Raw genomic sequence first — 24,911 nt, 5'->3', positions numbered from 1 at the left:
TATAAAAGCAAACGCGCCTGCCGGGAATGGCAGGCGCATTATGCAATGAGTGAATAAGGAATAAAGATCGGGAATGTAAATCGGGAGGTTGTACGCAATATTCACCGTACTGCGTTGTTACGGCTTTGTCGCAACAGGCCAGTTGCCTGTCTTGCCCGTAAAATATCTACAGCCCGAAGATAAGGCGATTGTTCCTGCCAGCTAAATCCCTTCCTGTCGATACGCACCAGTTCGTATTTCTCCACCAGAAAATTCACAGCATCGGCCAGCATGATCCCGGCATCAATGTGTTCCTGAATAACGGTTTCATCACTAAATGGCGTGTCGTTCAGTGTCAGGCCATAGTGCTGCTCCAGCAGGCGTGTCAGTAGCATTTGCCACACCGCCACTGGCGACAGATATAGCTCAGCCGCCCGCGAAGTTGTTGCAGGTTGAGGTTTCATGTTTGCTCTCGTGAAATTAGTTAGCGTTGAGTGGAATAGACGACTACATATACGTAGGCGCAACTGCCAAGGGTATCGGCTTCGCAGGTGAAACCGTTGTGGTAAATGGTGATGCAGTGGGCATGACGGGGATTCAATTCACCAGTGGTCAGCATAGACTCGATCCGGCTGATAAAATGTGGAAATACCACATCCAGCTTAAGACATTCGTCGTCACTAAACTTACCGGTGATACTGGCCCGGTCAGCCAGATAGTGCAGCCGGTTACCCTCCTGCACCAGACGTGCTCCCATGCACGGCGTGATATCCCGCTGCAGGCCCCATGTGATGTTACTTCTCATCAGGCTTCTCCTTTATCGTCATTTCAGGGTAATACTCATCAGGCAGGCATAGGGCCCGTTGCGGTCCTGGCGGCGTTCGGCGTATACCGCCAGCACGCCGGGAATGTCAGGAACTACCTTACCGGTGTAATGACAGACGCTACCGTGCCACTGATATTTGCCGGTGCAGTAGCGAAAGATTCGGGACTCAGGATGCTGGCGGTATATCGTCATTGCCCGGCGTTTACTGATAATTTTCATGTCAATGCCTCACAGCAGACCGTGTTCTGCGAACGAATAGATTTGCCTGCCGCCGACAATCAGATGGTCAGGTACGCGGATATCCACCAGTTGAAGTACCTGAACCAGCCGCTGCGTGAGGGCTTTATCAGCCTGGCTGGGCGTCGTCTCGCCGGAAGGATGGTTATGCGCCAGTATCACCGCCGCCGCATTGAAATACAGAGCACGTTTGACTACTTCCCGGGGATGGACCTCGGTGCGGTTAATCGTGCCGCTAAAGAGCGTCTCATGGGCAATAAGCTGATTCTGGTTGTCCAGATACAACACCCGGAACTCTTCCCGCTCAAGTGCGGCCATATGCAGTCGTAACCATTCCCGAACGGCATGAGTGGAGGTGAAGGCTACCCCGGGCTCATGCAGATGCCGGTCCAGAATCCTGAGGGCACGCTGGATGAGACGCCGGTCCTGTGGCGTTATCTCGCCGGGCAAAAAGGAAAGCTGTTTCATTCGTTGTACCTCCGGTCAGTCGATGATGCGCAGAATGGCGTGAGCTTCAGGATGCTGCAGGGCATAGTCCCGCAGGCGATAATAGTGTGCGGTCATAGCGTCACATTCTGTACGACAGGCGTGATGGCTGTATTCAATAAGGCAGACAGCGATACCTGCAGCTTTTGCGCTCATTTCCGCACCATTGCCGTTCATGCCGTTGAGCAGATGCCATTTATCGTCACCGTCTGCATCAGGGGCCATAAACGCGCCGCCATTGCTGAGCGTGTAAAAGGACCAGATACCACCGCTGTACTCATCACAGAAGCGGTCCATCCAGGCGAAAATACGGGGTTCCAGCGATATCCACTGCGGGATAGCGCCAAAGTACAGCGGCCAGAAATCGAGACGCTGTTCGTCAGGTACGGGTGTTGCAGTAAGGTCAAATTGAGGTTCATTAGCGGACATCAATTCGCATTGCGTTTGTGTCGTCATGGATATTCTCCGTGAATAAAAACGCCAGCGACGATGGCTGGCGTATGGGAAGGACATACAGGGATGATGAATGGGTGTAGTCAGCAGGAGGATGCTCTGAGGATGCCTGACTTGCGGATATAGCGGTTAAGTCCTTCACCGGCATCCGTTTCAAAGCTCCATGCCCGCCAGACCATTCGACCTTCGGAGTCACAAACTACCAGGCGAAAGTGACTGCACTGGTCATCTTCTATAGCGACGTTTTGATACCGGCTGGTAATAGCGTCGGCCTGCTGTCGGGTGAAAGGGTCCGACGGCAGTAATTGAGATTCAGGCATTCGGTGCACCTTAAAAGCAAAAACCCCTGACGCAGATGCGTCAGGGGTTTTGAGAGAGTGTTGTTATGCGGATTCAGTCAGAACCCCGTCTGTACCTTATACAGGCGCAAAGTTTTGCTGCCCCGGACAATCTTCACATACAGGGCATTATCTTTTGTGCCACGCACAAATCCGGCCTTTACATCTCCCTTGCAGTCACCACCGTCATAAGAGATGTTAAGTCCAGTGTTAAATACCAGGTCAATAACCCCGAAGCTTAAATCTTCACAGGCTGGACCAGGCAGGTCCTGAATCAGGGCAAACTTACGGTCATCGCTGACATCGGTCAACGAGCAGATGGTAGTGTTGATGTCGTTCCCCTGGCACCAGTATTCCTGGCCGGGGTTGTCTTTGTCCATCAGACTTTCCGGAAGCTGCGCGGCACTGGCACTGAAGGCAGTAAGTGAGAGAATGAAAGCAGGGATAACAGCGATTATTATTTTTAGCATGATCTTCCTAATAAATGGGAACTGGATTGCGCCAGATATGCATGTAAACCATCTGGCGTGGTTTAAAACATCTGTAATCAGATCCTCAACAGTTACCGGTTCGGCGGCAGAGTTCAGCCATACTCTGCTTTGCCACCCATTGCTGCAGCTCCCTGTCTTTTTGAGAACGCTTAGCCTCCAGCGCGGCCTGTTGTTTGGGATTGACGCAGTTATCAGGCACGACCATCAGGGTGTTTGGTTTAAATTTTATCCGGGCTACTCGCACTGTCTCTGCCGGGTCATCAGTTCCACTCGCTCGCTGCTGTGCCTCGTCAAGCAATGCCGCCTGCGTATCAATCAGAACGAAACCACATGCCTTTCCCTCACCCTGGTAGACAGATGTCAAATCTGAGGAAGAACCACTGGCTGTTTTAAGCGACAGTTTGCGTACCGTTTTAGTATTTTTATCGGCTATAAAATAACCTCCATTGTATCCCTGACGTAGCAGGAATTGCCGAGTCCAGGGATAATTATCGATCACTCTGGCACCATACAGCGCATTGCTAAGGGTATGGTTGTCCAGACCATCAGCTGATTTCCAGCCGTCTGCCTGCATGTATTGCCAGGCCTTAACAGTACCCACAACATTTTCAGCGGCTACTGGCAAAATTGTTCCGACGCACAGACTGAGCGCCAGTGTGGTTGCAGTGAGTAATTTCATCTTTGCTCCTTATAGGGTGAAAAACCGTCGTCGCCGACAACGAGAAGTGAATGGAAAGTTTGAAAGTGAGGTAAAACCCGAAGAAAATCGGGATGTGACAACAGATTACGTACCTGTGTATCCGGGACAAAAAGCGCAGGATTGAATGTCACCGTGTGAATATCACCCAGTGTGAAAACCGATATATGTCCTTCATGTTCACCGGTCAGGTACCAGCAGCCGTCGCTGCACACCAGTCGATAGGGGGCCAGACCTGTGCAACGATGACCTTCTGCCAGTAGCGTAACCCGACGGTGTTCAGTGATGGCGCGGATAAGTCGCGTAAAAACTTCAGTCCGTGCCTGTGTTCTGGAGTTGGTGCTGTGCCAGATAAGGCAGGGAGACTCGCTGGCACTCAATAGTGAGTTGATCAGTTGGTTGTCAATATCCGGAAAAAGAGCCTCCACACCGGACTGACGGACAAAGGTCTGCACCGTCAGCTCCCTCTGACGGCTGCCGGACAGTAGACGACATTGCCCGTTACGGAACTCCAGGTCGAGATAGGCCAGACGCTCGCGAAAATCCCGACGCAATGTGCGCACTGACACGCCAAATTCGACGGCCAGTGTCTGTATGGCCAGCGTTTCCCCCGCCACAAGACGGCTGATAATCAGCGACAGGCGAACCGCAAGGCGCTCATGGCGGCGCTCAGACTGAGACATGAGAGGCGTTCCCCACTCTGTTAATGGACTGAAAATTAAGTGATTAGTGTAACGAGAGGGCCGGACAGGATACGGACAGCTGAAGCGGTATTTTTTCTGCAGGATGAATGCAATCAGAATGCGGCTTCATAGTCTTTTGAGGAAAAGCTGCCTGGAAATTAATCAGCAAACGGACAGGAGGTGTCCGCATACTGCCGGAGTTAACATCTGTTTGCCTCAAATCCGGAGAGCATCGCTTCCGCCATCACCCACAGTGCACGGTTAAGCTTCACATCACCGTCAATACCGCGCACCGAACGGGTATGCGTTCCTCCGCCTTTCGCACTCCTTCCACTGAGCCCGCCCTTAATCAGGTTCTCCTGAATACGTTGGTATGTGGTCCACAGATCATTGCTCTCATCCTGCCAGCGGCGTGGGGAGAGTATCTGAGGTGCTGTCACCGGCTGGTGGTCCTCACCGAAACGGTACGTCAGTGCAGCCTGTGCCAGAGCCTGTTGTGCAGGTGGCGGCAAAATCAGCGACTGCATGGCATCCCGTTTCTCTTCCACACGGTCAAAAATCCCCAGCACTTCATACGCCCCCTCTATCACCTGAGTCACCACATCTCCTTTGTGCGGCACCCGCACCTCGCCAAACGACTCACCGCAGACGAGTCCGTTCTGGCATACGGCACGGAATAATCCCGGCAACATCTGATACGAGCTGGAGCCATCATGAGAGTTGAGCAGAATAATTTCCGGGACCTGTTTGCCGGTAATTTGCCCCTCCCTACGCAGGCGCAGCATGTGCTTTGTATGCTCGCGACGCCCAGGGTCACGAACACGGGTCTGGCAGGCAAAGAAAGGCTGAAAGCCCTCACGCTGCAGATTTTCAAGAACGGTAATGGTTGGTATCCAGGTATACCGAGCGCTGCGTGACGCATGCTTCTCCTCACTGAAAACGCTGGGTACCACACGAAACAGCTCTTCGCGGGTTAACGGACGGTCACGACGAATAAGGTTTGCTGCGCCAAAGCGCGAAGCCAGACGGGTCATAAGAGACTCCTCATGATGGAAAAAGAAAGACAAAAAAGCCCTGACGCACAATCGCGACACGGCTCAGAGAACAACGATGTAAGGGGCTAAATATTCAGAAGAAGAAATTCCAGACGGCACGGGCGACAGATACCACGGTGTCGCGTGCAACCTGAATGATTGCCCGTATTGGGGGCGGTATCAGTGGCATGGAACTTATTGTGTCCAGTACCGAGCCTACCGTTTCACCAAAATCATCACGGGCTTTTTTATTAACGGTATCGGTACGAAGCGGCGTACTGAGATGTACCGCCACCGGGCTACTAGCCTCACGCGGAAGGCAACGAATCATCCGTTCAGCCATCACCCGCAGCCCCCACTGCAAACGTACCGATACCGCACAGACAGGGTTTACCGGCTGGAACAGTTCATGTAACAGGCAGATTTTGCGGCTGATATTCTGTTTCTGCTCTGTAGACAGCTTTTCACCACCGCTGGTGGGTTCGGCCTTATCCGACTGACTGATAACAAACAACACCTTATGCCGGTATGCCTCACCAATCACCTCCCGGTAAAAATGTTCATCCACTGCCAGCGCCCGGTCATCGGCCTTAATCAACCACAGCACCAGGTCCAGCCGGGGAAGCTGTTCGCTGTAAAGCGCAGCATATTCTTCATCGTGCCTTTCACTTTCACCGACACCGGGCAGATCCACGATGGTCATAAAGTGCTCACCCACCTGAAAACGGAAGCGTAGCGGTTTACGGGTACAGGCTGCAACATCACTGACCGGCGAAACGTTCCCGGCAAAAAGCGCATTACACAGGCTGGATTTTCCGGCTCCGGTCTTACCCATAATGCCGATCACTGGCTCATAATCCGCAAGCCTGCTAATATTCGAAAGTATTTGTTTTCTAATAAAATCAGGAAGAACAGCCACAGACTGCGTGATATCTTGCAAACCTTCATGTATCTTCATCAAATAACCTCAGACAAATAAAAGAAACTCGCCTTAATGTCTATAATTCAGGCGAGCTTTCGGGGATGATCATTGTGATAATATCTGTCTGAAATATTTTTAAATGCTTCTGATATTCTTCGGAAGTTTTAAATATGCAGAATTAATGCATAACTCTAACATCTCTTGCCGGGTCATTTCACTGGCTTGTGATAAATCAGACAATTTTTTTTGTAATTCAGGCGTCAAAATGGCAAGAACCGTATTCTTGACTTTGTCTTTTTTATTTTTCCCAGATAATTTGAAATTCCTCTGAGCATATGCATTCTTTATCTTTTTACTAAAATTAATAATGGTTTCATCAAGTAAAACAGTGGAAGTACACCATATATCAAATGCTGCATTGACAGCCAGATAAACGTCATGTGGGTTATCCATTATGGGCGTAATGTATTCACCAATCATTTTTCTTTCACTAAGATAATTCCATGCCCACAGACAATCATCTTTTTTCTTGGGCGACAGAAATGATAGTGCGTTTTTTTTACAAGTAATCTGTCTGTAAGAATTTCTCATTTCATTTAAAAATCTACGTTTGCCTTGAGGGTTAATCCATCGATCAAAAAAATTCACAATATTAAAGAATCGTGCCCTGCTATTTCCAGGGAGGGGATCACAGCCCAAAAAAATATAAGGAGTTACGCCTGGTTTCTTAATAGGTGGTGAAAAAAAGAGCGCAGGCATTGTGTAAATGTTACACCACATCCAGTAACAAGCCCGGTCACTGTCCTCAATCCAAGAGAAATCACTGAATTTATATACATTTTCTAATGCGGAACTAACTATGTTATCCAGTAATAATTTTGTTTGTTCAACATCAATGTCGGTATTAATTTCGGGTATTTCTTTATGTAGAAACCTTATCCAATTGTCCACCCCTGATTTCATTAAATGGCTCGTGAATGTAATGGACTGGCTTTTCAACGCCTGACTGATGTAGCCGCATAAGCGACTATCGTAATCTGAATCTGAGCTAAATCGTCCTTTCATCGTACCTTCTACACACTCATCATTGAAGTAATTAAAGGATAATAAAACAGTAACCAAATGATAATCAATAGGTAATAAAATGGTAATGAAAAAATCCAGGAAAGGCTTGTCCGTAGCTGTTAAAAAATCCTATCACATGCTTACAGTTTAAGAAATTGATGAATCATGTACCCTGCATCATCGTCTGCACATACCAGTGGCTATCTACACCCAATCGATTTAGAGTTACAGGACGATGACCAGCCCGCGAGTCCCCAGGAGCATAGATAACTATGTGACTGGAGCGGGTGGGCGCAACCAACGCACCTGTATAGTTATTATCGGAATGGTCCAGTAGGTTACCTCTTATTATACAAGGGAGAATAGAGTACGGAGGATGATAAAAAGTCTTAATAGCCAAGAGTAAGTTCATAAAATTAATAATTAAGGTTAATTGGTATTATAGAGAGTAGATCCCAATTGATAGACATCTAACATCCCAACCTCGGGATGATACATATCCGTCATAAGTGATTGAACCCTGCTTGACAGAAAAAACAGATGCACTAGTTCCTTTGAATTCATCCAAAGGAACAGAGCAATGCAAAGACATTACCCACATTTAAAGAAAATCATCCCTAACGACTTCCTGCTGAATTTGATTAATCACCATCTCAATCAGATCCTGGCATGTCACGCCAAGATACTGGCGTTTCGAATGGATTTTGATTATCAGCGTGGTACGAATCGATTCATTCGTAACTCCTCGATAGAAATACAAGATGACCTCAGAGAGCTTACTCAGGCAATGATCAGCCTTCCTGGCGTTATCGGTAGCTTCTGGGTACTGGAATGGACATCAGAAGGGGCAGTTCATGCCCATGCTATTTTTTATCTTAATGGCCGGGAACATCAGAAATCATTCCCATTCATTTCACAGGCAGGAGAACTGTGGCATCAAATTACTTATGGCGAGGGAAAATACCAGCGATGCAAACCAAAGGAATATCATCAGGACAACATTAACAATGTTGTTGAATATCACAATAACGAAGCCATAAACAGTCTCAGACGTATAGCCAGTTATCTAACAAAAGAAGACCAAAAATATGGTTATCTAATTTGGGGATGTAATGAGGTTCCCTCGCCTGCAAGGCAGGGTAGACCAAGAAAGTTTTGTTAGTTTTTAACAGCAGCACCGGTTGCTATGCCGGAGCGGGCAGCAGAATAACCCCGACTTCGGTTTCCATTTAGCTACCGGAGAATCAAATCATGACAGTTAAACCAACCCTACTTGAAGATCGCTTTGTTGATATGGCTTTTATCACACGTCTGACCGGGTTAACCGATAAGTGGTTTTACAAGCTCATCAAAGACGGTGAGTTTCCTAAACCGATCAAACTTGGGCGAAGCTCACGATGGCTACAGAGTGAGGTGGAAGCCTGGCTTCAGGAACGTATTAACCAGTCCCGTATGTAATTCACCCTACCCGCGTTAACTAAACCGACAGCATAAAAATGATTATCCGGTTGCTCCGGAGGTTTTCTGCTGTCTGCAATTTAAGCCAGAAGAAATATGGACCATGAAAGATTACAAACCTCGTTACAAAGAGCTTTATAAGTATTACCAGGTCTGGTTGACCGATTTTACGAAGCTGACGGTAAGATCGGGTATGTGCCACCAGAATATCTACCACCATCATACCCTGACGGTTGGCAGCCTTAAGTTTCCGGGAGAGGAAGAGGTTATTGCTATTGTCCCCCAGTGCCTGCACCGGATTATTTATGGCAGAGCAGCAGCATCGCTGGCGGTCAATGATGATCTGAGCGTCAGCTTATTTACCCAGGAACATCTGCTGGCTCACCATCCCATGCTGGAAGGTATTCTGCTGTCTGAGTGCGTGCGTTTAAAACAGCGTCCTCTGGCAAACAGGCTCATCAGTTTGTTCCGCCAGTTCAGCGGTAGCGAGCTGCGTCTGAAGCTGGTCTGGCTGTGCTGGTACGATTTGATGCTTGGTAATTGCCTTGATGACTGGACCGACAATCTCAGGTTCAAAAAAGACAAAGAGATGGATAGCTGGGTCAATGACCGACAGGCAGAAAACCCTGTACTGACCAGTCTGATGGACGAGTACGTCTGCTTTGCATGGCGGACGACTGCCGAACCACTGAATCAGGTCTGATGCCTTGCCCTGCAAGGGTTCTGAAGGCAATAGTGAGTGTGAATATTAATATCGGTTATTAGTATTATTAATAGGCATTCCTTCTTAATCCTTCACCCTGATTAATCCCACCATTACCAAATCTTTCAAAAGCCCTGTCAGTAACTGCGTCATGCCTTCCCCTACGGAGGCTTCCTCACATCTGCTGATCTTTGTCAGCACGAAGGAATCTGTTCTATGCAAAATAAACCGCAATGGGAGCCAGACTGGTATCTGGAATCTCTCCTTAACATCCATATTTGCGAAATGGTTGATCGCTATGCCTGCCTGCGGGCACTCCGAGTCGACTTGTTCTATCAGCATCACACCGCTAAGTACTACCTGCAAAGTCACCATCATCTTGAGAGGGATCTCCGGTTACTCATGGATCACATGATGCAAATAGGCGCAGTCGTGGGTTATTTCTGGGTTATCGAATGGACAGAAGACCATCACTACCATGCGCACGTAGTCTTCTGGGTAGATGGCAACCGTAGTCGGAATGTTTATCCCTGGGCTGAGAAAGCCCGTGAGTTCTGGACGTTAATTACCGAAGGTGAAGGGGGCTTACATCGCAGTGAATACAAAAAACATTACAGAGCCAATATCAATATCCCGGTGCGTTACAGCGAACCAGACAGTATCGACAACATCCGACAGGTGTTGGCGTATATGACCAAAATTCAGCAGAAACATGGCCTGCTGCTGTTCGGCTGCAACGATGTCCCTGAACGACCAGCAACCGGGCGACCACGCAAGACTGACTTCTGAGTAAGGCAGTTTTTTACGCCAGCAATTCATAGTGTGACTACCACACCGTTATTTACCTCGCAACACCTTTAAACCTTCCAACCGCATGGCTTCTGTCTGCCCTTCAGGGACGGCTTATGCCTGCGTGTTGGCTGGCTGGATCTAGAATATGTTTGCCAAATCCTTTCTCGCTCTCGAAGGTAACGGTGGTCTGAGCGATGCCCTTACAGCCCCTTATGATCGCTACACCTGCAAGTGTGCAGCAATATCCGTGGTAATTTATATTGCGCCTCTGAAGCGGAAAAATCACGCTGGTCGATAGCAAAGGCAAAATGTGTTTTGTCATAAGGCCATATGTTCCAATTTCGCGTATCATAACGGAGTTTTTAAACCCTGACCGTGGAGCCATTATGACCGCCAAAGAATATCTGGGTGACATCATTGGTGGCAGCCTGATGTTGCGTGAGAGCAGAGTCATCGCGGAGCTGCTGATATCCTCACCAAATGATGATCAATGGCTTAATGCTATTGTAAATGACAATGTGCTGCAGAAGACCTCAGTGCACAGTGTTAAACGCATGGCTTCAACCCTGCGTAAAAGAATTCAACCGATGGGTGAGGCATTCTGGACTGAGCTACTAAAGGCCCCTGATGATGCAGCCAGACAAATGTTGCTAATGGCGACAATGTGCCAATCCCCAGTGCTGACCGATTTCATGGCAACGACACTGTCTGATGCCCGACAGATGTTTCGTGAATCATTGCGCAGCGAAGACTGGCAGGAATTTATTCTATCCCGCCAGCGTGCCATTGTCGGCTTGGATCAATATTCCGAAAGCTCAATCCAGAAAATGGGCAACAATGTATTTAAAATCCTCGCAGATAGCGGGTATCTGGAATCAGGCCGCAGTAAAAAGCTGAAAAATGTCTTCCTACTACCCCAGATAAGAGAGTGGGCAAACAGTCTCGACTGCCAAAAAGTCTACGATGTGATGGAGTCAGTCAGATGAGAGCGAAACTGGACAGTAAGCCGCAATTGTCAGCTCGTCTGGAACAAATCGAAGACCGGCTTAAAAGTGAAGGCTTCCTGAAGAACCAAGAGCTCGGTGGTGAGATCGGTTTTTATATCTTTGATTACCCACCTCAATTTGAACTTACCGTACGGGAATATCTGAGATTGACTCTGCCTCGCCTAGCTCGGCAGGGGCTGAATTTCGCTCATCTCAATCTGTTCGAAGAGGTACTGGCAATTTTGCAAGAGCGTAAATTGTTAGATAAAGCTTTTGATCTGGAACGCAAAAAAGGTACCGATGAGCTAGCCAAAGCACTTAAAGGACCTCTTGAACAAGGTCGAATTGCTAAGCATCTGATAGATAAAGTGCTTCCGGCCTCGCCTCAATTTGTATTGTTATCAGGTCTTGGCCAATGCTGGCCATTGCTACGTGGTCATAGTTTGCTTAATGCATTACATGCCCATATGGGGGCGATACCATTGGTATTGTTTTATCCGGGCAGTTACAACGGCCTCGAACTTTATCCTTTTGATCTGGACAGCGCAGAAGTGGCAACAGCCAACTACTACCGAGCTTTCCAACTGGTGCCTCACGCATCTAAGTACTGAAATTTAAACTGCTGCCGAAGCTTGTTTTTTGAGAGAATTCAAACCACTAACTTGGCCGCGAAAGAGTCATCACGTTATAGCGAGCAGAAGCGTCTCGCTGTATGATAGAGACGGAATTTTTAATGCAGATAAGAGAGCTGTTTACCAAACAACTGGATCGCCCAATCAATGGTGTGGTGAAAGCCGAGCAGCTGGATGAGCAAATCATCTGGACTGAGCTTGACGAGTATGTGGTGACCCGTGAACTTGACCGCCACCTTCGTCACTTTTTTGAGACCTACCTGCCTGGTGTCAGCCATCCAGATGATCCTAGTGTGGCGGGTAAAATTGGGATTTGGGTATCGGGTTATTTCGGTTCCGGTAAATCTCACTTTATAAAGATCCTCTCTTACCTGCTCGGTAACAAGAAAGCTGTTAACAATGGCCAAACAAAAGCTGCCATCGAGTTTTTCAAAGAGAAAATCAGCGATCCCCTTCTTTACGGTGATATCCACGCTGCAGTTAACCGCAATACTGAAGTAATTCTCTTTAATATCGACAGCCGCGCAGATACTGAAGACAAAGAAGATGCCATTCTCAAAGTTTTCTTGCGCGTCTTCAATGAGCGCCTGGGATATTGCGCTGACCATCCTCATATCGCACATCTGGAACGTGAGTTAGATTCCCGTGGCCAATACGAGCCATTCAAAGCAAAATTTGCTGAACTCACGGGCTCAAGCTGGGAAGAACAGCGTGATGCCTATGGTTTCTGTCGTGATGAAATGGCAAAAGCCTGGGCCTATGCTACCGGCCAGTCAGATGCCTCATCGGTGCAGAGTATGGAAAATCTCGAATCCATGTTTACTCTCGACATTGCCAACTTCTGTAAATGGGTGCGGGAGTATCTCGATCGTAGCGATCCATCTGGTGACAGTAAACGCATGGTCTTTCTGGTAGATGAGGTCGGACAGTTTATCGGCAACAACACCCAGATGATGCTCAAACTGCAGACGATAACAGAAAATATCGGTACCGCTTGTGGAGGCAGAGCTTGGGTAATCGTCACTTCACAAGAAGATATCGATGCCGTACTAGGAGATCTTAGCGCTAAAAAAGGCCAGGACTTCTCCAAGATCCAAGGGCGTTTTCACACAAGGATTTCCCTCTCCTCGTCCAATACCAATGAGGTAATACAGAAACGTCTGCTCGAAAAAAGTGAAGACGCTAAAAACTGCCTGGCAGAATTGTTCAGTCAAAAAGGCGACATTCTTCGCAACCAGTTGACCTTTGATACCAGCACTACAGCTGAGCTTGCTAACTACAGTGATAATGTTGAGTTTGTTGATCACTACCCTTTCATTCCCTATCAGTATCTGCTGGTACAAAAGGTCTTCGAAGCAATCCGCAAAGTGGGGGCTACCGGTAAACATCTCTCCCGTGGTGAACGTTCTCTGCTGGATGCATTCCAGAATGCCGCACGCCAGCAGATGAACAAAGATATCGGTGTATTGGTGCCTTTCCATGCCTTTTATCCGGCAATCGAATCTTTCCTCGATACCAACGTTAAACGCATCTTCGAACAAGCGGCTGAGAAAGCAAGCCTCGATCCTTACGACATTAATATTCTTAAATCGCTGTTTTTAATCCGCTATGTCGATCTGATCAAATCCACCATTGATAATCTGGTCACACTCTCTATTGAAGAAATAGATACCGATAAAGTGGCACTGAAAAGCCGAATCGAAGCCAGTCTACAGCGTCTTGAAAACCAGCTATTGATTGTCAGAAATGGCGATGAATACGTATTCCTGACTAACGAAGAAAAAGAAGTCGAGCAGGAGATCAAACACACTCAGGTTGAAGCAACTGAAGAGAACCGGCAACTGGCCCGGTTGGTGTTTGAAGAGGTAATGGGCAATCGCCGTCAGTATCGCTATCCGGTAAACAAGCAGGATTACCCTCTGACTCGCTTTTGTAACGGTCACTCTATAGACGGCAGCCAACAAACAGATCTGGTGCTCAAAGTCATTTCCCCACTGGATGCCAATTTTGACAGTTATAACGAACAATCCTACAAGGCACTGAGCCAAGAAGGGAATGGTTGTATTCTGGTACGCCTGTCGAGTGAGAAGCGGATCTGGGCTGAATTTGATACTTGGTTGAAAACCGAGAAGTTCCTGGCAGGGATACGAGGTAAACGACCTGAGCAAGAGAAATTGCTGGCAGAAAAAGCACTCGAAAACACCCAGCGTCGCAGCCGTCTGAAATTACTATTCGATGATCTGGTGAAACAAGCACAGATATTCGCACTAGGTAATGAGCTGCAAAGTAAATCGGCTAGTGTCAGCAATATGCTTGATGAAGCTTGTGCCTACGTAATCGAAAACTCATTCCAAAAGCTCTCTTTACTACAAAGCTGTGGTAACAACCCGGTGCAAGAGCTGAAGTCGGTGATCATGGCCGATGACATGGCACAGCTAAATATAAATCTCGGTGAACAAGACCCCAATGCTGCTGCAAAAAAGGAGATTGAACTCTTTTTAAATGTCGCAGATGAAAAAAATCAGCCGGTCTACCTTAAAGAATTGTTAGAGCGATTCAGTGCTCGTCCCTTCGGCTGGAACCGTGACGAAGTAATGCTACAGGTGACTCATCTGGTCTTGCTTGGTAAGGCTGCGCTATCTACACCGAATGGTGATTTGCCCCTCAAACGCAGCTACGAACATTTTACCTCGGTACGTAGCCACAGCACACTGCGTATTCGTCGAGTACGTCAGCATACAGAACAGCAAGTAGCTAAAGCGGCTAAACTGGCGAAAGATATTTTTAATAAACCCTTCGAGAGCAGCGAAAAAGAGCTGGCGAATAAGCTTCTTGACGTACTAGGCGAGTGGCAGCGATTAATTAAAGAATTTGATTTTAAAGCTAAAGATGGGAATTGCCCTGGCAAAAGCACCCTGCTTACCGGCAGTCGATTGATCGCCAGCCTGCTTGAGCTGGGCAACAACAGTTATGCCCTAATCGATGGACTCTGCCAGCAGAGCAACGAATGGCAGGATTTTGCCGAAGATTTTGAAGAAGTCGAGGAGTTTTTCACTCGTCAGTTTGATATCTGGCAACAGTTGCGTCGAGCCCTCAACGATCAATTCAAATCCAATCGCCATGCACTGGAGCAAAACCCAGAAGCGGCTAAAGCATTATCTGCACTGCAGGCTATCTACGATGATAAATCCCCGTATAGCAAACTGCGCCAGGTGGGATCGTTAATTGATCAACTCATCGCCATTAACCTGCAACTGGTAGAACAGAAACGTGCCGCGGCTTTGGAAGCGATCAATGCAACCCAGCAAGGTGTTGCACCGCTGGTTACTGACTTACCAGCTGAGTTACAAAACCAGGCAATGCGTCCCTTTAATCTGTTAAAAGAACGGGTCAGTAACAGCTTATCCTTACATGAGATTGTTAGCCTGCAACAAGAGGCTGATGATGAAGAAGATAAGGTCTTAGAACTGATCAACCGCTACAGCGCCGAACTTCAAGCTCGTCTGGAAGCGGAGCAAGCCGCAGCACGGAAAAAAGCGGCTGAACCGCCTAATAGCGATGCGGGTACTTTGCGAGAACCGGATCCATCAGGCTCGCCAACTACTATTGCGAATAACTCTGCTGCGACAGTGGTTAGCCACAAACCAATACCTAAACCTATCGAACTGGTTTCACCCGCAGAATTACTCGGTGCCAGCCATATCTTTATAGAAACGGAGCAGGATATCGACACCTATCTCGCGACACTTCGCAGCCGTTTACAACAGGCAATAGGTCAGGGTAAAAGAGTGCGGATCAAATAGTGTTGCGCCCAAAAGCAAGGATGTAAAACGCTCGGCCCCTTTTCTCATCAAAAGGGGCGTAAAGAGTGCTTCGAACACAACCATACGGGAAGAGATAAAACATGTACCAAACCGGTGGCACCATCGAAACGCTGCTGAACAAAGTTGAACAGCATGAATATATTTTGCCTGCAATCCAGAGAGAATTTGTCTGGCGGCCAGATCAAATCTGCCAGCTGTTTGACTCTCTACTACAAGGCTACCCGTTTGGTACCTTCCTGTTTTGGAAAATTAAAACTGAGAATCTGCGTCAGTATCAATTTTATGATTTTATGCGTGACTACCACCAGCGTGATCAAGTCCACTGTAAAAAACTAGATATCATCGGTGAAAATGATCGCATCGCGGTTCTAGATGGCCAGCAGCGAATGACAGCACTAAACATCGGGTTACGCGGTTCCTATAGTTGGAAAACTCAGGGTAAATGGTGGTCCAGTGCAGACGCCTTTATCGAACGTCGCCTCTATCTCAATCTTTTTGAATGCACAGACCCTGACAGCGGAACTCGTTATGAGTTCGAGTTCTTGAATGAGGATGAGGCAAGCCACAACGATGAACAACACCATTGGTTTTTAGTCTCCCGTATTCTCGGTATGAATGCCTATGACGTAATGATGTCAGTCATGGAAATGAAAATGCCAGATGAACGCAAACCAGCAGCAGGTAAAGTGATTTCCCGTTTTCATGACATCATTCACAATAAACCTTTGATCAGTTACTACCTGGAAGAAGGTCAGGAGCTATCCAAGGTTCTCAATATCTTTATCCGTATGAATAGTGGCGGAACAACACTCTCCTATTCAGATCTACTGCTCTCCATCGCCGTAACGCAATGGAGCACGCTGGATGCGCGTGATGAGATTCACAAGCTAGTAGATGAAATGAACCAAATAGGTAATGGTTTTTCCTTTAGCAAGGACCTGGTGCTCAAAGCAGGTCTGATGCTGAGTGATATCGGCAGCGTTGGGTTTAAAGTCGAGAACTTTAGCAAAGAGAACATGCGCAAGCTGGAAGATAATTGGGAATGCATCCGTAAAGCTTTACTTCTTGCAGTCAATTTACTCAGCAGTTTCGGCTTCAACAGTTACAATCTGGGAGCAGACAGTGCCCTACTCCCCATAGCCTATTACCTCTACCATCGAGATCTGGATAACCGCTACCTATCCCGTAGCGAGTATGCTGCTGATAGGCAGGGGATCAGAGGTTGGCTAATTCGCTCTATCCTTAAACAATCCGGTATTTGGGGAAGTGGTCTTGATACGCTTCTGGCTAGCTTGCGAAGCAAGATCAAGGAACATGGTCAGCAAGAGTTTCCTTTGATAGAAATATCGATTGCAATGACAGAACGTGGCAAGAGCTTACGCTTTGATGAAGAAGAGCTACAGTCGTTGGTTGAACTCGACTATGGTAACCGTCGAACTTTTGCCTTGCTATCTCTGCTCTTTCCGGGACATGACTTCTCCCATCACTTCCATGTTGATCACATATTCCCTAGAGCCCGCTTTACCAAAAGCCAACTGAAAAAGATAGGGATGACCGATGAAACACAGATTGAAGAGTGGATGATCATGGCTAACCGGCTACCTAACCTACAGTTGTTAGAAGGGGGCCAGAACAATGAAAAACGTGAGAAGTTACCGCATGAATGGTACGAAGTGATGTGGCCGGAGCCAGCTGCCCGTGCCAATCATCTTCACTTACAGGCAATCGACTCACTTCCAGAGACTTTGGCTGGATTTGAGGCGTTCTATCATAAGCGTCGTGAAATATTATTGGCGCGTTTACGTCACCTTCTTAGTGAACCTCTTACGGCATAATTTCTTTTTCAGGTGAGTTACAACTCATCCAACATTGTATTCTGAATGGTGGGATACCGCCCGGATAAACTAATTTGTGAGCCTTAATGAACACTGCCAATTTAAAAAAAATAGCCCCTCGGGCTCGTACAGCATTTATCACAGCGATCAAAGCACGCGCTGCTGAATTTGGAATCACTGCCAAGGGCCATATTGAGCCGGTAATTAGCGGTGAAGTTTTGCAAGTTGCTGGATTTACCCATCCAGCCAGTTGTGCCTCTGCCCTTAAGCGCCTGCAACAACAGCTTGCAAACGATAGCTATGAGACTTTAATAGAGCATGTCGCATACACTTGGTTTAACCGCTTCTGTGCCATCCGCTTTATGGAGCTGAAAAGCGAAGAGGGATATTTAGAACACGGTGTACGTCTGCTATCACACCCTTCTCAGCCACAGGGTTTTGAAGTGTTGGATCGCGCCCCTGAGGTGATCGATTCCCTGATAACAGAAGGTGTGGCTTTGGATAAGCCCGCTCTGTTGGACTTGTTACTGGCAGGTAATGAGCAGGAGACTCTCTTCCGTGAGCTACTTCTCGGCCAATGTCACCGACTGCATCAGGCAATGCCATTTTTGTTTGAAGCCATTGATGATGAAACAGAACTCCTGTTGCCTACAGGCCTTACCCGCACTGATGCCTTCTGGCGCGAACTGGTAGATGAGATCCCAGAACTTGACTGGCAGCAAGTAGAGGTTATCGGCTGGCTTTACCAATTTTACATTAGTGAGAAAAAAGAGCAGGTCATTGGTAAGGTGGTCAAATCCGCAGATATTCCTGCCGCTACTCAGCTGTTCACGCCTAACTGGATAGTACAATATCTGGTGCAAAACTCGGTGGGACGTTACTGGCTGCAAACCTATCCTGAGTCCACACTCAAAAGCACGATGCCCTACTATATCGACCAAGGCGAGCAGGCTTCCGAGGTAGTGGCACAACTGGCTGAACTTACAACCGCCAGCATCGAACCTGAATCAATACGCGTACTCGATCCAGCCTGTGGGTCCGGCCATATTCTGGTGGAAGCCTATAATGTGCTCTATCGAATTTATGAAGAACGCGGTTATCGGAGCCGCGAGATCCCAGTGCTAATACTTAAGAATAACCTCTTTGGACTCGATATCGACGACCGCGCTGCACAGCTGGCGGGTTTTGCTTTGCTAATGCGTGCCCGTCAGGATGATCGTCGTCTGTTTTCTCGTAACAATGGTTGTGATATAGACCTGAATATTTACGCCCTACAGGAAAGTCGACACCTCAACATTCAGAAACTTTGGCAAGCACTTAATCTCAATGCTGATGCGCAGCATGGCCAGACTCAAGATCTACTTACAGTAGCCCAAGCTACAGATGACCCCCGTCTGACGCTTCTAAAAGACCTGCATCAGCGTTTTCTTAATGCCAAAACACTGGGTTCCTTAATTAGTATATCTACTGAACAAGCCTCAGCTATTGAGGAGCTCTATTCCACGATTCAGGAACTCAGCAAAAATGGCGATAATATGCAACGACCTGAATCTAAAAAACTATTACCGCTGCTAGCACAAGCTCGCCTACTAGCTAAACGCTATGATGCGGTGATTGCAAATCCACCGTACATGGGCAGTAAGGGGATGAATGCGGATCTGAAAGAGTTCGCTAAGAAGCAGTTCCCTAATAGCAAGTCAGACCTGTTTGCCATTTTTATCGAACGAAATCTGGATTTAACCAAAGAGTCAGGTGTGGTAGCGATGATCACCATGCAAAGCTGGATGTTCCTTTCTTCATACGAGTCATTGCGTACCCGAATTTTGAATCAACACACTATCCTGAGTATGACCCATCTTGGGGCAAGAGGATTTGATAGTATTGGTGGAGAAGTCGTCTCAACTACTGCATTCGTATTAGGAAATTTTCACCTTTCAAGCTATCAGGGCACTTATCTCCGTTTAGTGGATGGAAACTCTGAAGCAGAAAAAGCAGCCATGTTTAAAGCAGCTATTGCTTAAAGAAATAGGGCTTAAGCAGATAATGTCAAACTCTAACCTCCACAAATTGACTCGCGCCGAGTTAGCCGACATCTATGAAAAATTGGTGCTCTATTACGAGCAGCACCAGGGGCTAACATCTGAACTGTTATCAACCCAGGTTAAAGGATATCGCAAGTTAAAGAGTGGACTTAGTCTACAAATCCAGCCTTTCTCGACTGAAAAAGAGCTGGCGACATCAACCCTACCTACTGCAGATAACAAGCAAAATCTGATCTGGTTCCATAACGCGAAGAGTAACATTTTAAAGAGTATTTTTTACCATCTGCGAAATGCAGCTGCTCATGCCGATATTGAACGAGTTGCAGGAAATCCAATCTGGTATCACATTGAACATCGTTATAAAGGCCAGCTAAAACTCTTCTGTCAAATGAAAAAGACTGACTTCTGGTGCTTTGTTGATACAGCTAAAAATCTGAAAAAAAAAGCAGTAGCAAAACGAAAATAGGGAAAGGAGACACGATATGGGTTTTACATTAGAAGATTTAGGGCTCGCTTATCGTAAGGCTAAAGTAGACCTCTATTACTCGACAACTCCGTCGCTATTTGCCATTGCTGACTACGAGGATAAGCTGCAGGTTAACCTCACTGATTTGCAAGAACGAATCAATGGAGAAGATCAAGATTGGATACACAACCCAGATTTTCTAGGGGGTTGGTCTCTGGTCCCAAAAGCCATTAAAACGGAGAAAACAGATGACAGCACAGGACTAATTTTCGCGTCACCTGATGATGAATGGCAGAAGATAATAGAAGCTGGAAAAGAAATCACAGCAGAATTTCGTTTGATGGCCTGCTGCAGTTTGGACTTCCATGTCCTTTCAGCTCTTTGGATGCTCAAGGTGGGTTCGCTTTTTGATAAAAAACTCAGTAGCAATGTTTATGGCAGCCGATTACGCCGTAATCGCCATGGTCAAATTAACGAACTAGCACTGGGATCATTTACTCCTTACCTCAAACCTTTTCGCGACTGGCGTGATGGCGGCATTAACGCTATGCGTTCAGCACTGCAAGATAAAAAAGAGGTCTTAGCTCTTACAGCTGATGTGAGCAGTTTTTTCCATGAACTAAATCCCGGTTTTATGCAAGATCCGGCCTTTATAAAACTGATCGGCGTCGAATTGGATCAGAGTCAGACGAGAGTGCACCAATTGTTTATTACTGCACTGGAAGCCTGGGCAAAACTAACACCACTCGGAAAAGGCTTACCCGTTGGTTTGCCAGCCTCTGCTGTTGTTGCCAATGCAGCACTCTTTAAGCTCGATCAGTTTATCGAACAGCAGGTTGTTCCACTCTACTATGGTCGCTATGTGGATGACATCCTGTTAGTGATGGAAAATACCAGTAAGATAAAAAATACGTATCAGTTCTGGGATTGGATCTTCAATCGGGATGGGGGCAAAGAGTTATTTAAGTGGGAACATATGGATAACCCAAAAGAACAGGCTATCCTTTTCAAGCCTGATTACCTTGAAACATGTTCCAGCCGTATCGTGTTTACAAACAACAAAAATAAATTATTCGTTCTGTCTGGCGCGGCTGGTATTGCTTTGGTCAATGCTATCTCTGAGCAGATTAATCAACGTGCAAGCGAATGGCGCTCTTTACCAAACCTTCCTGATTCAGCCGAATCAGTGGCAACCGATCTGCTTAAAGCAACCAGTCATATTGGTGAACAAGCCGATAATCTGCGTAAAACTGATGCTTTAACCCTGCATCGAGCTAGCTTCGCTCTCAATCTGCGTGACTATGAAGCTTACGAGCGCGACCTTCCGCCTGATGCCTGGAAAGAACACCGCCATGCTTTTTTTGATGCGGTAACAGGTCATTTGCTTACGCCGATAAAATTCTTCGAACTGGCTCAATACCTGCCACGTATCATTCGAATGGCAGTCGCTTGTGAAGATTTTAGCTATCTTGATAAAATGATTAAGGCTCTTAATAAGCTAACGGAAAAGGTCAAAGATCATTGCACTATATCGATTAAGGCTCTGCAGTCTTCCTTGCAATATCAACAACATGATTGGTGGAACACACTTTACGATGCTGTTGCTGAAAGCATTATTTCGTCTTTTCCACACAAGCTATGTGGTGAAGGAAAGGTTGCCTGGGAGGAATTCCGTAATACCTTACAGTTTAAAAAGCACTTAGAGTCTAGTCTGTTTAAACTTCTCGGCAGCAATGTCTTACAGGGAGCTCATGCTCGGCTATTCAGTTACGATCTAGCGCATATTCCACTTCGCTTCATCGGCCTGCCCAAAGAGATTGTGAGCCAGCGAGGCATCATTGCACGTAATAAATTAATCACCTCAGATGCACATGAGTTACTTCCTTGCAATATAACGGAAGGTATCCGTATTCTCGTGGATTGGCTCAAATTTAAAAGAGGGATCCCGGCAGGTCTAAATTTCGCTACTCGCCCTTTTAGCCTCAATGAGTTGTATTTGATAGCACCAGATCCGTTTAATTCGCTTCACTGCGCTAAGCTGAGCCAGGTGATGCAGGCTTTACGTGGTTTTGAGCTGACCAAGCACAAAATGCCGCATTGGAATAACGGTAAGAAAATACTTCAGATCCCTGATGGCGAACCTAAGTCCAAGCATACAATCGCGGTATCTAGCTGGGAAACTAGTGGGTCGAGTTTTGTCGCAGCGGTGATGAACAAACCCGATCCTGATAGTCGTCGCCGTTATCAGCGACTCAGTCGTCTAATCAATGAACTGATCTCCAGACCTGATAATAGTGGATATCTCATTTTACCGGAGCTGGCTTTACCACCGCAGTGGTTTATTCGCATAGCCCACAAACTTAAGGGGCGTGGTATTTCATTTATCAGTGGTGTGGAATATCTGCATGCTCCGAAAAAGCGCGTACGTAATCAGGTATGGGCCTCGCTGAGTCATGATGGTCTGGGCTTCCCATCTCTGATGCTCTACCGACAAGATAAGCAGCGACCTGCATTACATGAAGAACAGGAACTCTTCCGCCTTGCAGGTCTTGAATTAAGCCCTGCCACACAATGGACACAACCCCCGATTGTGCAACATGGAGATTTTCGTTTTGCATTGATGATCTGCAGCGAATTGACCAATATTCGTTATCGGGCAGATCTGCGCGGTAAAATCGATGCGTTATTTGTACCAGAATGGAACCCTGATACCGACACGTTTAATGCATTGGTAGAATCCGCTGCACTTGATATCCATGCCTACATCATCCAGTGTAATAATCGCCTTTATGGCGATAGCCGTATTCGTGCACCTTACAAAGAACGCTACCAACGCGACTTAATGCGCGTGAAAGGTGGGAATCACGATTACTGCATCACCGGTGAAATTGATGTAACGACCTTACGCCAATTCCAGTCCAACCACCGTTCACCAGGAAAACCCTTTAAGCCCGTTCCGGATGGATTTGCTCAGGATATGGCACATAACAGAAAAGAATTGCCAAAAGGAGACTCATAATGGTCCAGCAAGAAAATAACAACATGGACAAACACTTTTATCGAGCTTCAGCCAAGGATTTTGAAAAAATTCCGGGAAGCCCAATTGCATATTGGGTTAACGACATGGTTATTTCCAGCTTCAAATTTGAAAAGCTACGTGAAGTTGCTGATGCAAAACAAGGCATGGCCACCTCTGATAATGGCCGCTTCTTACGTTTCTGGCATGAAGTAAGCGCGGATAAATCATGTTTTGACTGCAAAAGTGCCGAAGAATCTGAAAGCAGACCTGAGAAATGGTACGCCTACAATAAAGGTGGAGAGTTTCGTCGTTGGTTTGGAAATAACGAATATTTGGTTAACTGGGAAAAAAATGGAGTAGAACTTAAAGAGTTTGTTGAAGAAATTAACAAGCTTAGACCTGGAGGACGCCTAAAAAATCAAGAATACTATTTTCGTGAGAACATAACTTATTCATCGTTAAGCTCTGGCTTATTCTCTGCAAGATATAATCCTACAGGCTTTCTTTTCGATACCAAGGGATCTTGTATATTTCCTATATCTGTAGATAAACATGGGCTACTTGGTCTGTTGAATAGCAAGGTTGCTCAAACTTTTCTGAATATTCTTTGTCCGACACTTGACTACAGTTCAATAGGGATAAATGCGATACCGGTTAAATTACCAGAAAAAAAATTCTTGACCGAGACCCTCATTGAACTGTCAAAAAGTGATTGGGACTCTAATGAGCTTTCTTGGGCATTCAATAGATTACCTCTACTCCCACCAGTTTTCAGTGAGTTATTGTTGGATAACTGCTACCAAAAACTGCGTACATCTATGCACAATAAATCTCAGGAAATGCAACGCCTCGAAGAGGAGAATAACAGTCTTTTTATCGACACCTATGGCTTGCAAAATGAGCTGACGCCTGACGTACCACTAAGTGAAATAACCCTCACCTGTAACCCGCATTATCGCTATGGCGGTAATCTGACCGACAAAGAGCGAGAAGACAGACTGCAATCGGATACCGTCGTAGAACTGATTTCCTATTCGCTCGGCTGTATGATGGGGCGCTATTCACTAGATCGTGAGGGACTGGTTTATGCCCATGCCGGTAACAAAGGTTTTAAAACACTAGTTGAAGGAGGTGCTTATATCAGTTTCCCGGCTGATAGCGATGGTATTCTACCTCTGGCCTCAGAGACTTGGTTTGAGGATGATATTGCTGTTCGTTTTGTAGAGTTTATCCGCACTGTATGGGGGAATATTCATCTGGAAGAGAACTTGCAATTTATTGCCGATAGCCTGTGCTTAGCTGCGATCAAGCCAGTGAAAAAAGGAGGAGAAACCTCACGCGAGACGATTCGCCGCTATCTCTCGACCCAATTCTTTAAAGATCACTTGAAGACCTACAAAAAACGCCCGATCTACTGGCTATTCAGTTCAGGTAAAGAGAAAGCCTTTGAATGCTTGGTCTATTTACATCGCTACAATGAAACAACTCTCCCGCGCATGCGCACTGAGTATGTCACGCCCCTGCTCGGCCAAATGGATAGCCGTATTGAGCGCCTGCGCCTGCAGCAGAATGAAGCAGAAACAGCCGAAGCCAAACTCATCGGTAAAGAGATCGATAGCCTGACCAAACAGCTTACCGAGCTGCGTTCTTTTGGCGACCAACTCAAACACTATGCTGATATGAAGATCCAGCTCGATCTCGACGATGGTGTTAAGATCAATTACGGCAAGTTCGGTACTTTATTAGCTGAAGTGAAAGCTATTACTGGTGATAAAGCCGAGTAAGTTCAAAAAGATAAAGCGGAGACACTAGTGTCTCCGCTTTATAACTTTGTTCTCACTGTCCCCTTGTACAAATCAGTTAGATTAGCTATCGAATCTTTAGCATGTGGGATTCGGTCACTCATCAACGTTCAGAGTTGGTATAATCATCTTCAACATTAC

The 24,911-nt window shown here is 46.7% G+C and carries 24 protein-coding genes and 1 pseudogene; 13 read left to right on the top strand and 12 right to left on the bottom strand.

Annotated features, from left to right (window positions below):
* Positions 1-101: 101 nt before the first annotated feature.
* From HV318_RS13480 to HV318_RS13425, 12 genes are all read right to left on the bottom strand, one after another.
* Positions 102-443: a TA system toxin CbtA family protein gene (locus tag HV318_RS13480; protein ID WP_108168483.1), complete on the bottom strand. Its 342-nt coding sequence runs from the start codon at positions 441-443 to the stop codon at positions 102-104.
* Between the two features lie 20 nt (positions 444-463).
* A complete protein-coding gene (locus tag HV318_RS13475) occupies positions 464-784 on the bottom strand; it encodes a type IV toxin-antitoxin system YeeU family antitoxin (RefSeq protein ID WP_108168484.1) in 321 nt (106 codons plus the stop codon).
* A gap of 18 nt (positions 785-802) precedes the next feature.
* The gene (locus HV318_RS13470; protein WP_108168485.1) at positions 803-1,024 is read right to left on the bottom strand and encodes a DUF987 domain-containing protein; all 222 of its coding nucleotides are present in this window, start codon (positions 1,022-1,024) and stop codon (positions 803-805) included.
* 9 nt (positions 1,025-1,033) lie between these two features.
* A complete protein-coding gene (locus tag HV318_RS13465) occupies positions 1,034-1,510 on the bottom strand; it encodes a JAB domain-containing protein (RefSeq protein WP_108168486.1) in 477 nt (158 codons plus the stop codon).
* 15 nt (positions 1,511-1,525) lie between these two features.
* Entirely contained in the window at positions 1,526-1,984 is a 459-nt protein-coding gene (locus HV318_RS13460) for an antirestriction protein (RefSeq protein WP_108168487.1), read from the bottom strand.
* 80 nt (positions 1,985-2,064) lie between these two features.
* Entirely contained in the window at positions 2,065-2,301 is a 237-nt protein-coding gene (locus HV318_RS13455; RefSeq protein WP_108168488.1) for a DUF905 domain-containing protein, read from the bottom strand.
* A 77-nt stretch (positions 2,302-2,378) separates the two neighbouring features.
* Positions 2,379-2,789, bottom strand: a complete 411-nt coding sequence (locus HV318_RS13450; protein ID WP_043082399.1) for a hypothetical protein — start codon at positions 2,787-2,789, stop codon at positions 2,379-2,381.
* An 85-nt stretch (positions 2,790-2,874) separates the two neighbouring features.
* Positions 2,875-3,489, bottom strand: a complete 615-nt coding sequence (locus tag HV318_RS13445; protein WP_108168489.1) for a hypothetical protein — start codon at positions 3,487-3,489, stop codon at positions 2,875-2,877.
* Positions 3,486-4,190: a WYL domain-containing protein gene (locus HV318_RS13440; RefSeq protein ID WP_108168490.1), complete on the bottom strand. Its 705-nt coding sequence runs from the start codon at positions 4,188-4,190 to the stop codon at positions 3,486-3,488. The genes HV318_RS13445 and HV318_RS13440 overlap by 4 nt, the downstream gene beginning before the upstream one ends.
* A gap of 200 nt (positions 4,191-4,390) precedes the next feature.
* Positions 4,391-5,224, bottom strand: coding sequence for a DUF932 domain-containing protein (locus HV318_RS13435; protein WP_108168491.1), 834 nt, complete (start codon positions 5,222-5,224; stop codon positions 4,391-4,393).
* A gap of 94 nt (positions 5,225-5,318) precedes the next feature.
* Entirely contained in the window at positions 5,319-6,182 is an 864-nt protein-coding gene (locus HV318_RS13430) for a GTPase family protein (protein WP_108168492.1), read from the bottom strand.
* A gap of 99 nt (positions 6,183-6,281) precedes the next feature.
* Complete coding sequence (locus HV318_RS13425) at positions 6,282-7,211, bottom strand: hypothetical protein (RefSeq protein ID WP_073528237.1); 930 nt, start codon at positions 7,209-7,211, stop codon at positions 6,282-6,284.
* A gap of 580 nt (positions 7,212-7,791) precedes the next feature.
* On the opposite strand from HV318_RS13425, the gene HV318_RS13420 reads away from it, so the two are divergent.
* The 13 genes and pseudogenes from HV318_RS13420 to pglX (HV318_RS13365) all read left to right on the top strand — a co-directional run bounded on the left by HV318_RS13420 (position 7,792) and on the right by pglX (HV318_RS13365) (position 24,752).
* Positions 7,792-8,373: a rolling circle replication-associated protein gene (locus tag HV318_RS13420; RefSeq protein WP_039026316.1), complete on the top strand. Its 582-nt coding sequence runs from the start codon at positions 7,792-7,794 to the stop codon at positions 8,371-8,373.
* A gap of 89 nt (positions 8,374-8,462) precedes the next feature.
* On the top strand, positions 8,463-8,669 hold the full coding sequence (locus HV318_RS13415) for a helix-turn-helix transcriptional regulator (RefSeq protein ID WP_108168494.1): 207 nt from the start codon (positions 8,463-8,465) through the stop codon (positions 8,667-8,669).
* Between the two features lie 103 nt (positions 8,670-8,772).
* Positions 8,773-9,372: a hypothetical protein gene (locus tag HV318_RS13410; protein ID WP_038879447.1), complete on the top strand. Its 600-nt coding sequence runs from the start codon at positions 8,773-8,775 to the stop codon at positions 9,370-9,372.
* Positions 9,373-9,588: 216 nt separating this feature from the next.
* Positions 9,589-10,161: an inovirus-type Gp2 protein gene (locus tag HV318_RS13405; RefSeq protein ID WP_038879444.1), complete on the top strand. Its 573-nt coding sequence runs from the start codon at positions 9,589-9,591 to the stop codon at positions 10,159-10,161.
* A 148-nt stretch (positions 10,162-10,309) separates the two neighbouring features.
* A pseudogene (locus tag HV318_RS24520) lies at positions 10,310-10,393 on the top strand (putative zinc ribbon protein); the annotation flags it as partial.
* Positions 10,394-10,550: 157 nt separating this feature from the next.
* Complete coding sequence (locus HV318_RS13400; RefSeq protein ID WP_108168496.1) at positions 10,551-11,150, top strand: DUF1819 family protein; 600 nt, start codon at positions 10,551-10,553, stop codon at positions 11,148-11,150.
* A complete protein-coding gene (locus tag HV318_RS13395; protein WP_001201808.1) occupies positions 11,147-11,761 on the top strand; it encodes a DUF1788 domain-containing protein in 615 nt (204 codons plus the stop codon). Before HV318_RS13400 ends, HV318_RS13395 begins: the two co-directional genes overlap by 4 nt.
* A gap of 101 nt (positions 11,762-11,862) precedes the next feature.
* A complete protein-coding gene (gene brxC / locus HV318_RS13390) occupies positions 11,863-15,585 on the top strand; it encodes a BREX system P-loop protein BrxC (protein WP_223374968.1) in 3,723 nt (1,240 codons plus the stop codon).
* A gap of 101 nt (positions 15,586-15,686) precedes the next feature.
* Complete coding sequence (locus tag HV318_RS13385) at positions 15,687-17,441, top strand: DUF262 domain-containing protein (RefSeq protein WP_079805578.1); 1,755 nt, start codon at positions 15,687-15,689, stop codon at positions 17,439-17,441.
* A gap of 86 nt (positions 17,442-17,527) precedes the next feature.
* On the top strand, positions 17,528-19,462 hold the full coding sequence (gene pglX, locus HV318_RS13380) for a BREX-1 system adenine-specific DNA-methyltransferase PglX (RefSeq protein ID WP_023280806.1): 1,935 nt from the start codon (positions 17,528-17,530) through the stop codon (positions 19,460-19,462).
* 22 nt (positions 19,463-19,484) lie between these two features.
* Complete coding sequence (locus HV318_RS13375; RefSeq protein WP_137675670.1) at positions 19,485-19,949, top strand: hypothetical protein; 465 nt, start codon at positions 19,485-19,487, stop codon at positions 19,947-19,949.
* A gap of 16 nt (positions 19,950-19,965) precedes the next feature.
* Positions 19,966-22,968: a reverse transcriptase domain-containing protein gene (locus tag HV318_RS13370; RefSeq protein ID WP_099433764.1), complete on the top strand. Its 3,003-nt coding sequence runs from the start codon at positions 19,966-19,968 to the stop codon at positions 22,966-22,968.
* Positions 22,968-24,752 carry a BREX-1 system adenine-specific DNA-methyltransferase PglX gene (pglX, locus tag HV318_RS13365; protein ID WP_099433765.1) on the top strand — a complete coding sequence of 595 codons (1,785 nt, stop codon included), beginning with the start codon at positions 22,968-22,970 and terminating at the stop codon, positions 24,750-24,752. The genes HV318_RS13370 and pglX (HV318_RS13365) overlap by 1 nt, the downstream gene beginning before the upstream one ends.
* The last annotated feature ends 159 nt before the right edge of the window (positions 24,753-24,911 follow it).

Source organism: Enterobacter sp. RHBSTW-00901 (genome assembly GCF_014103115.1).
Taxonomy (GTDB): Bacteria; Pseudomonadota; Gammaproteobacteria; order Enterobacterales; family Enterobacteriaceae; genus Enterobacter; species Enterobacter cloacae_P.
The sequence above is the reverse complement of the archived record's forward strand: the minus strand, read 5'-3'. Positions and strand labels throughout refer to the sequence as shown.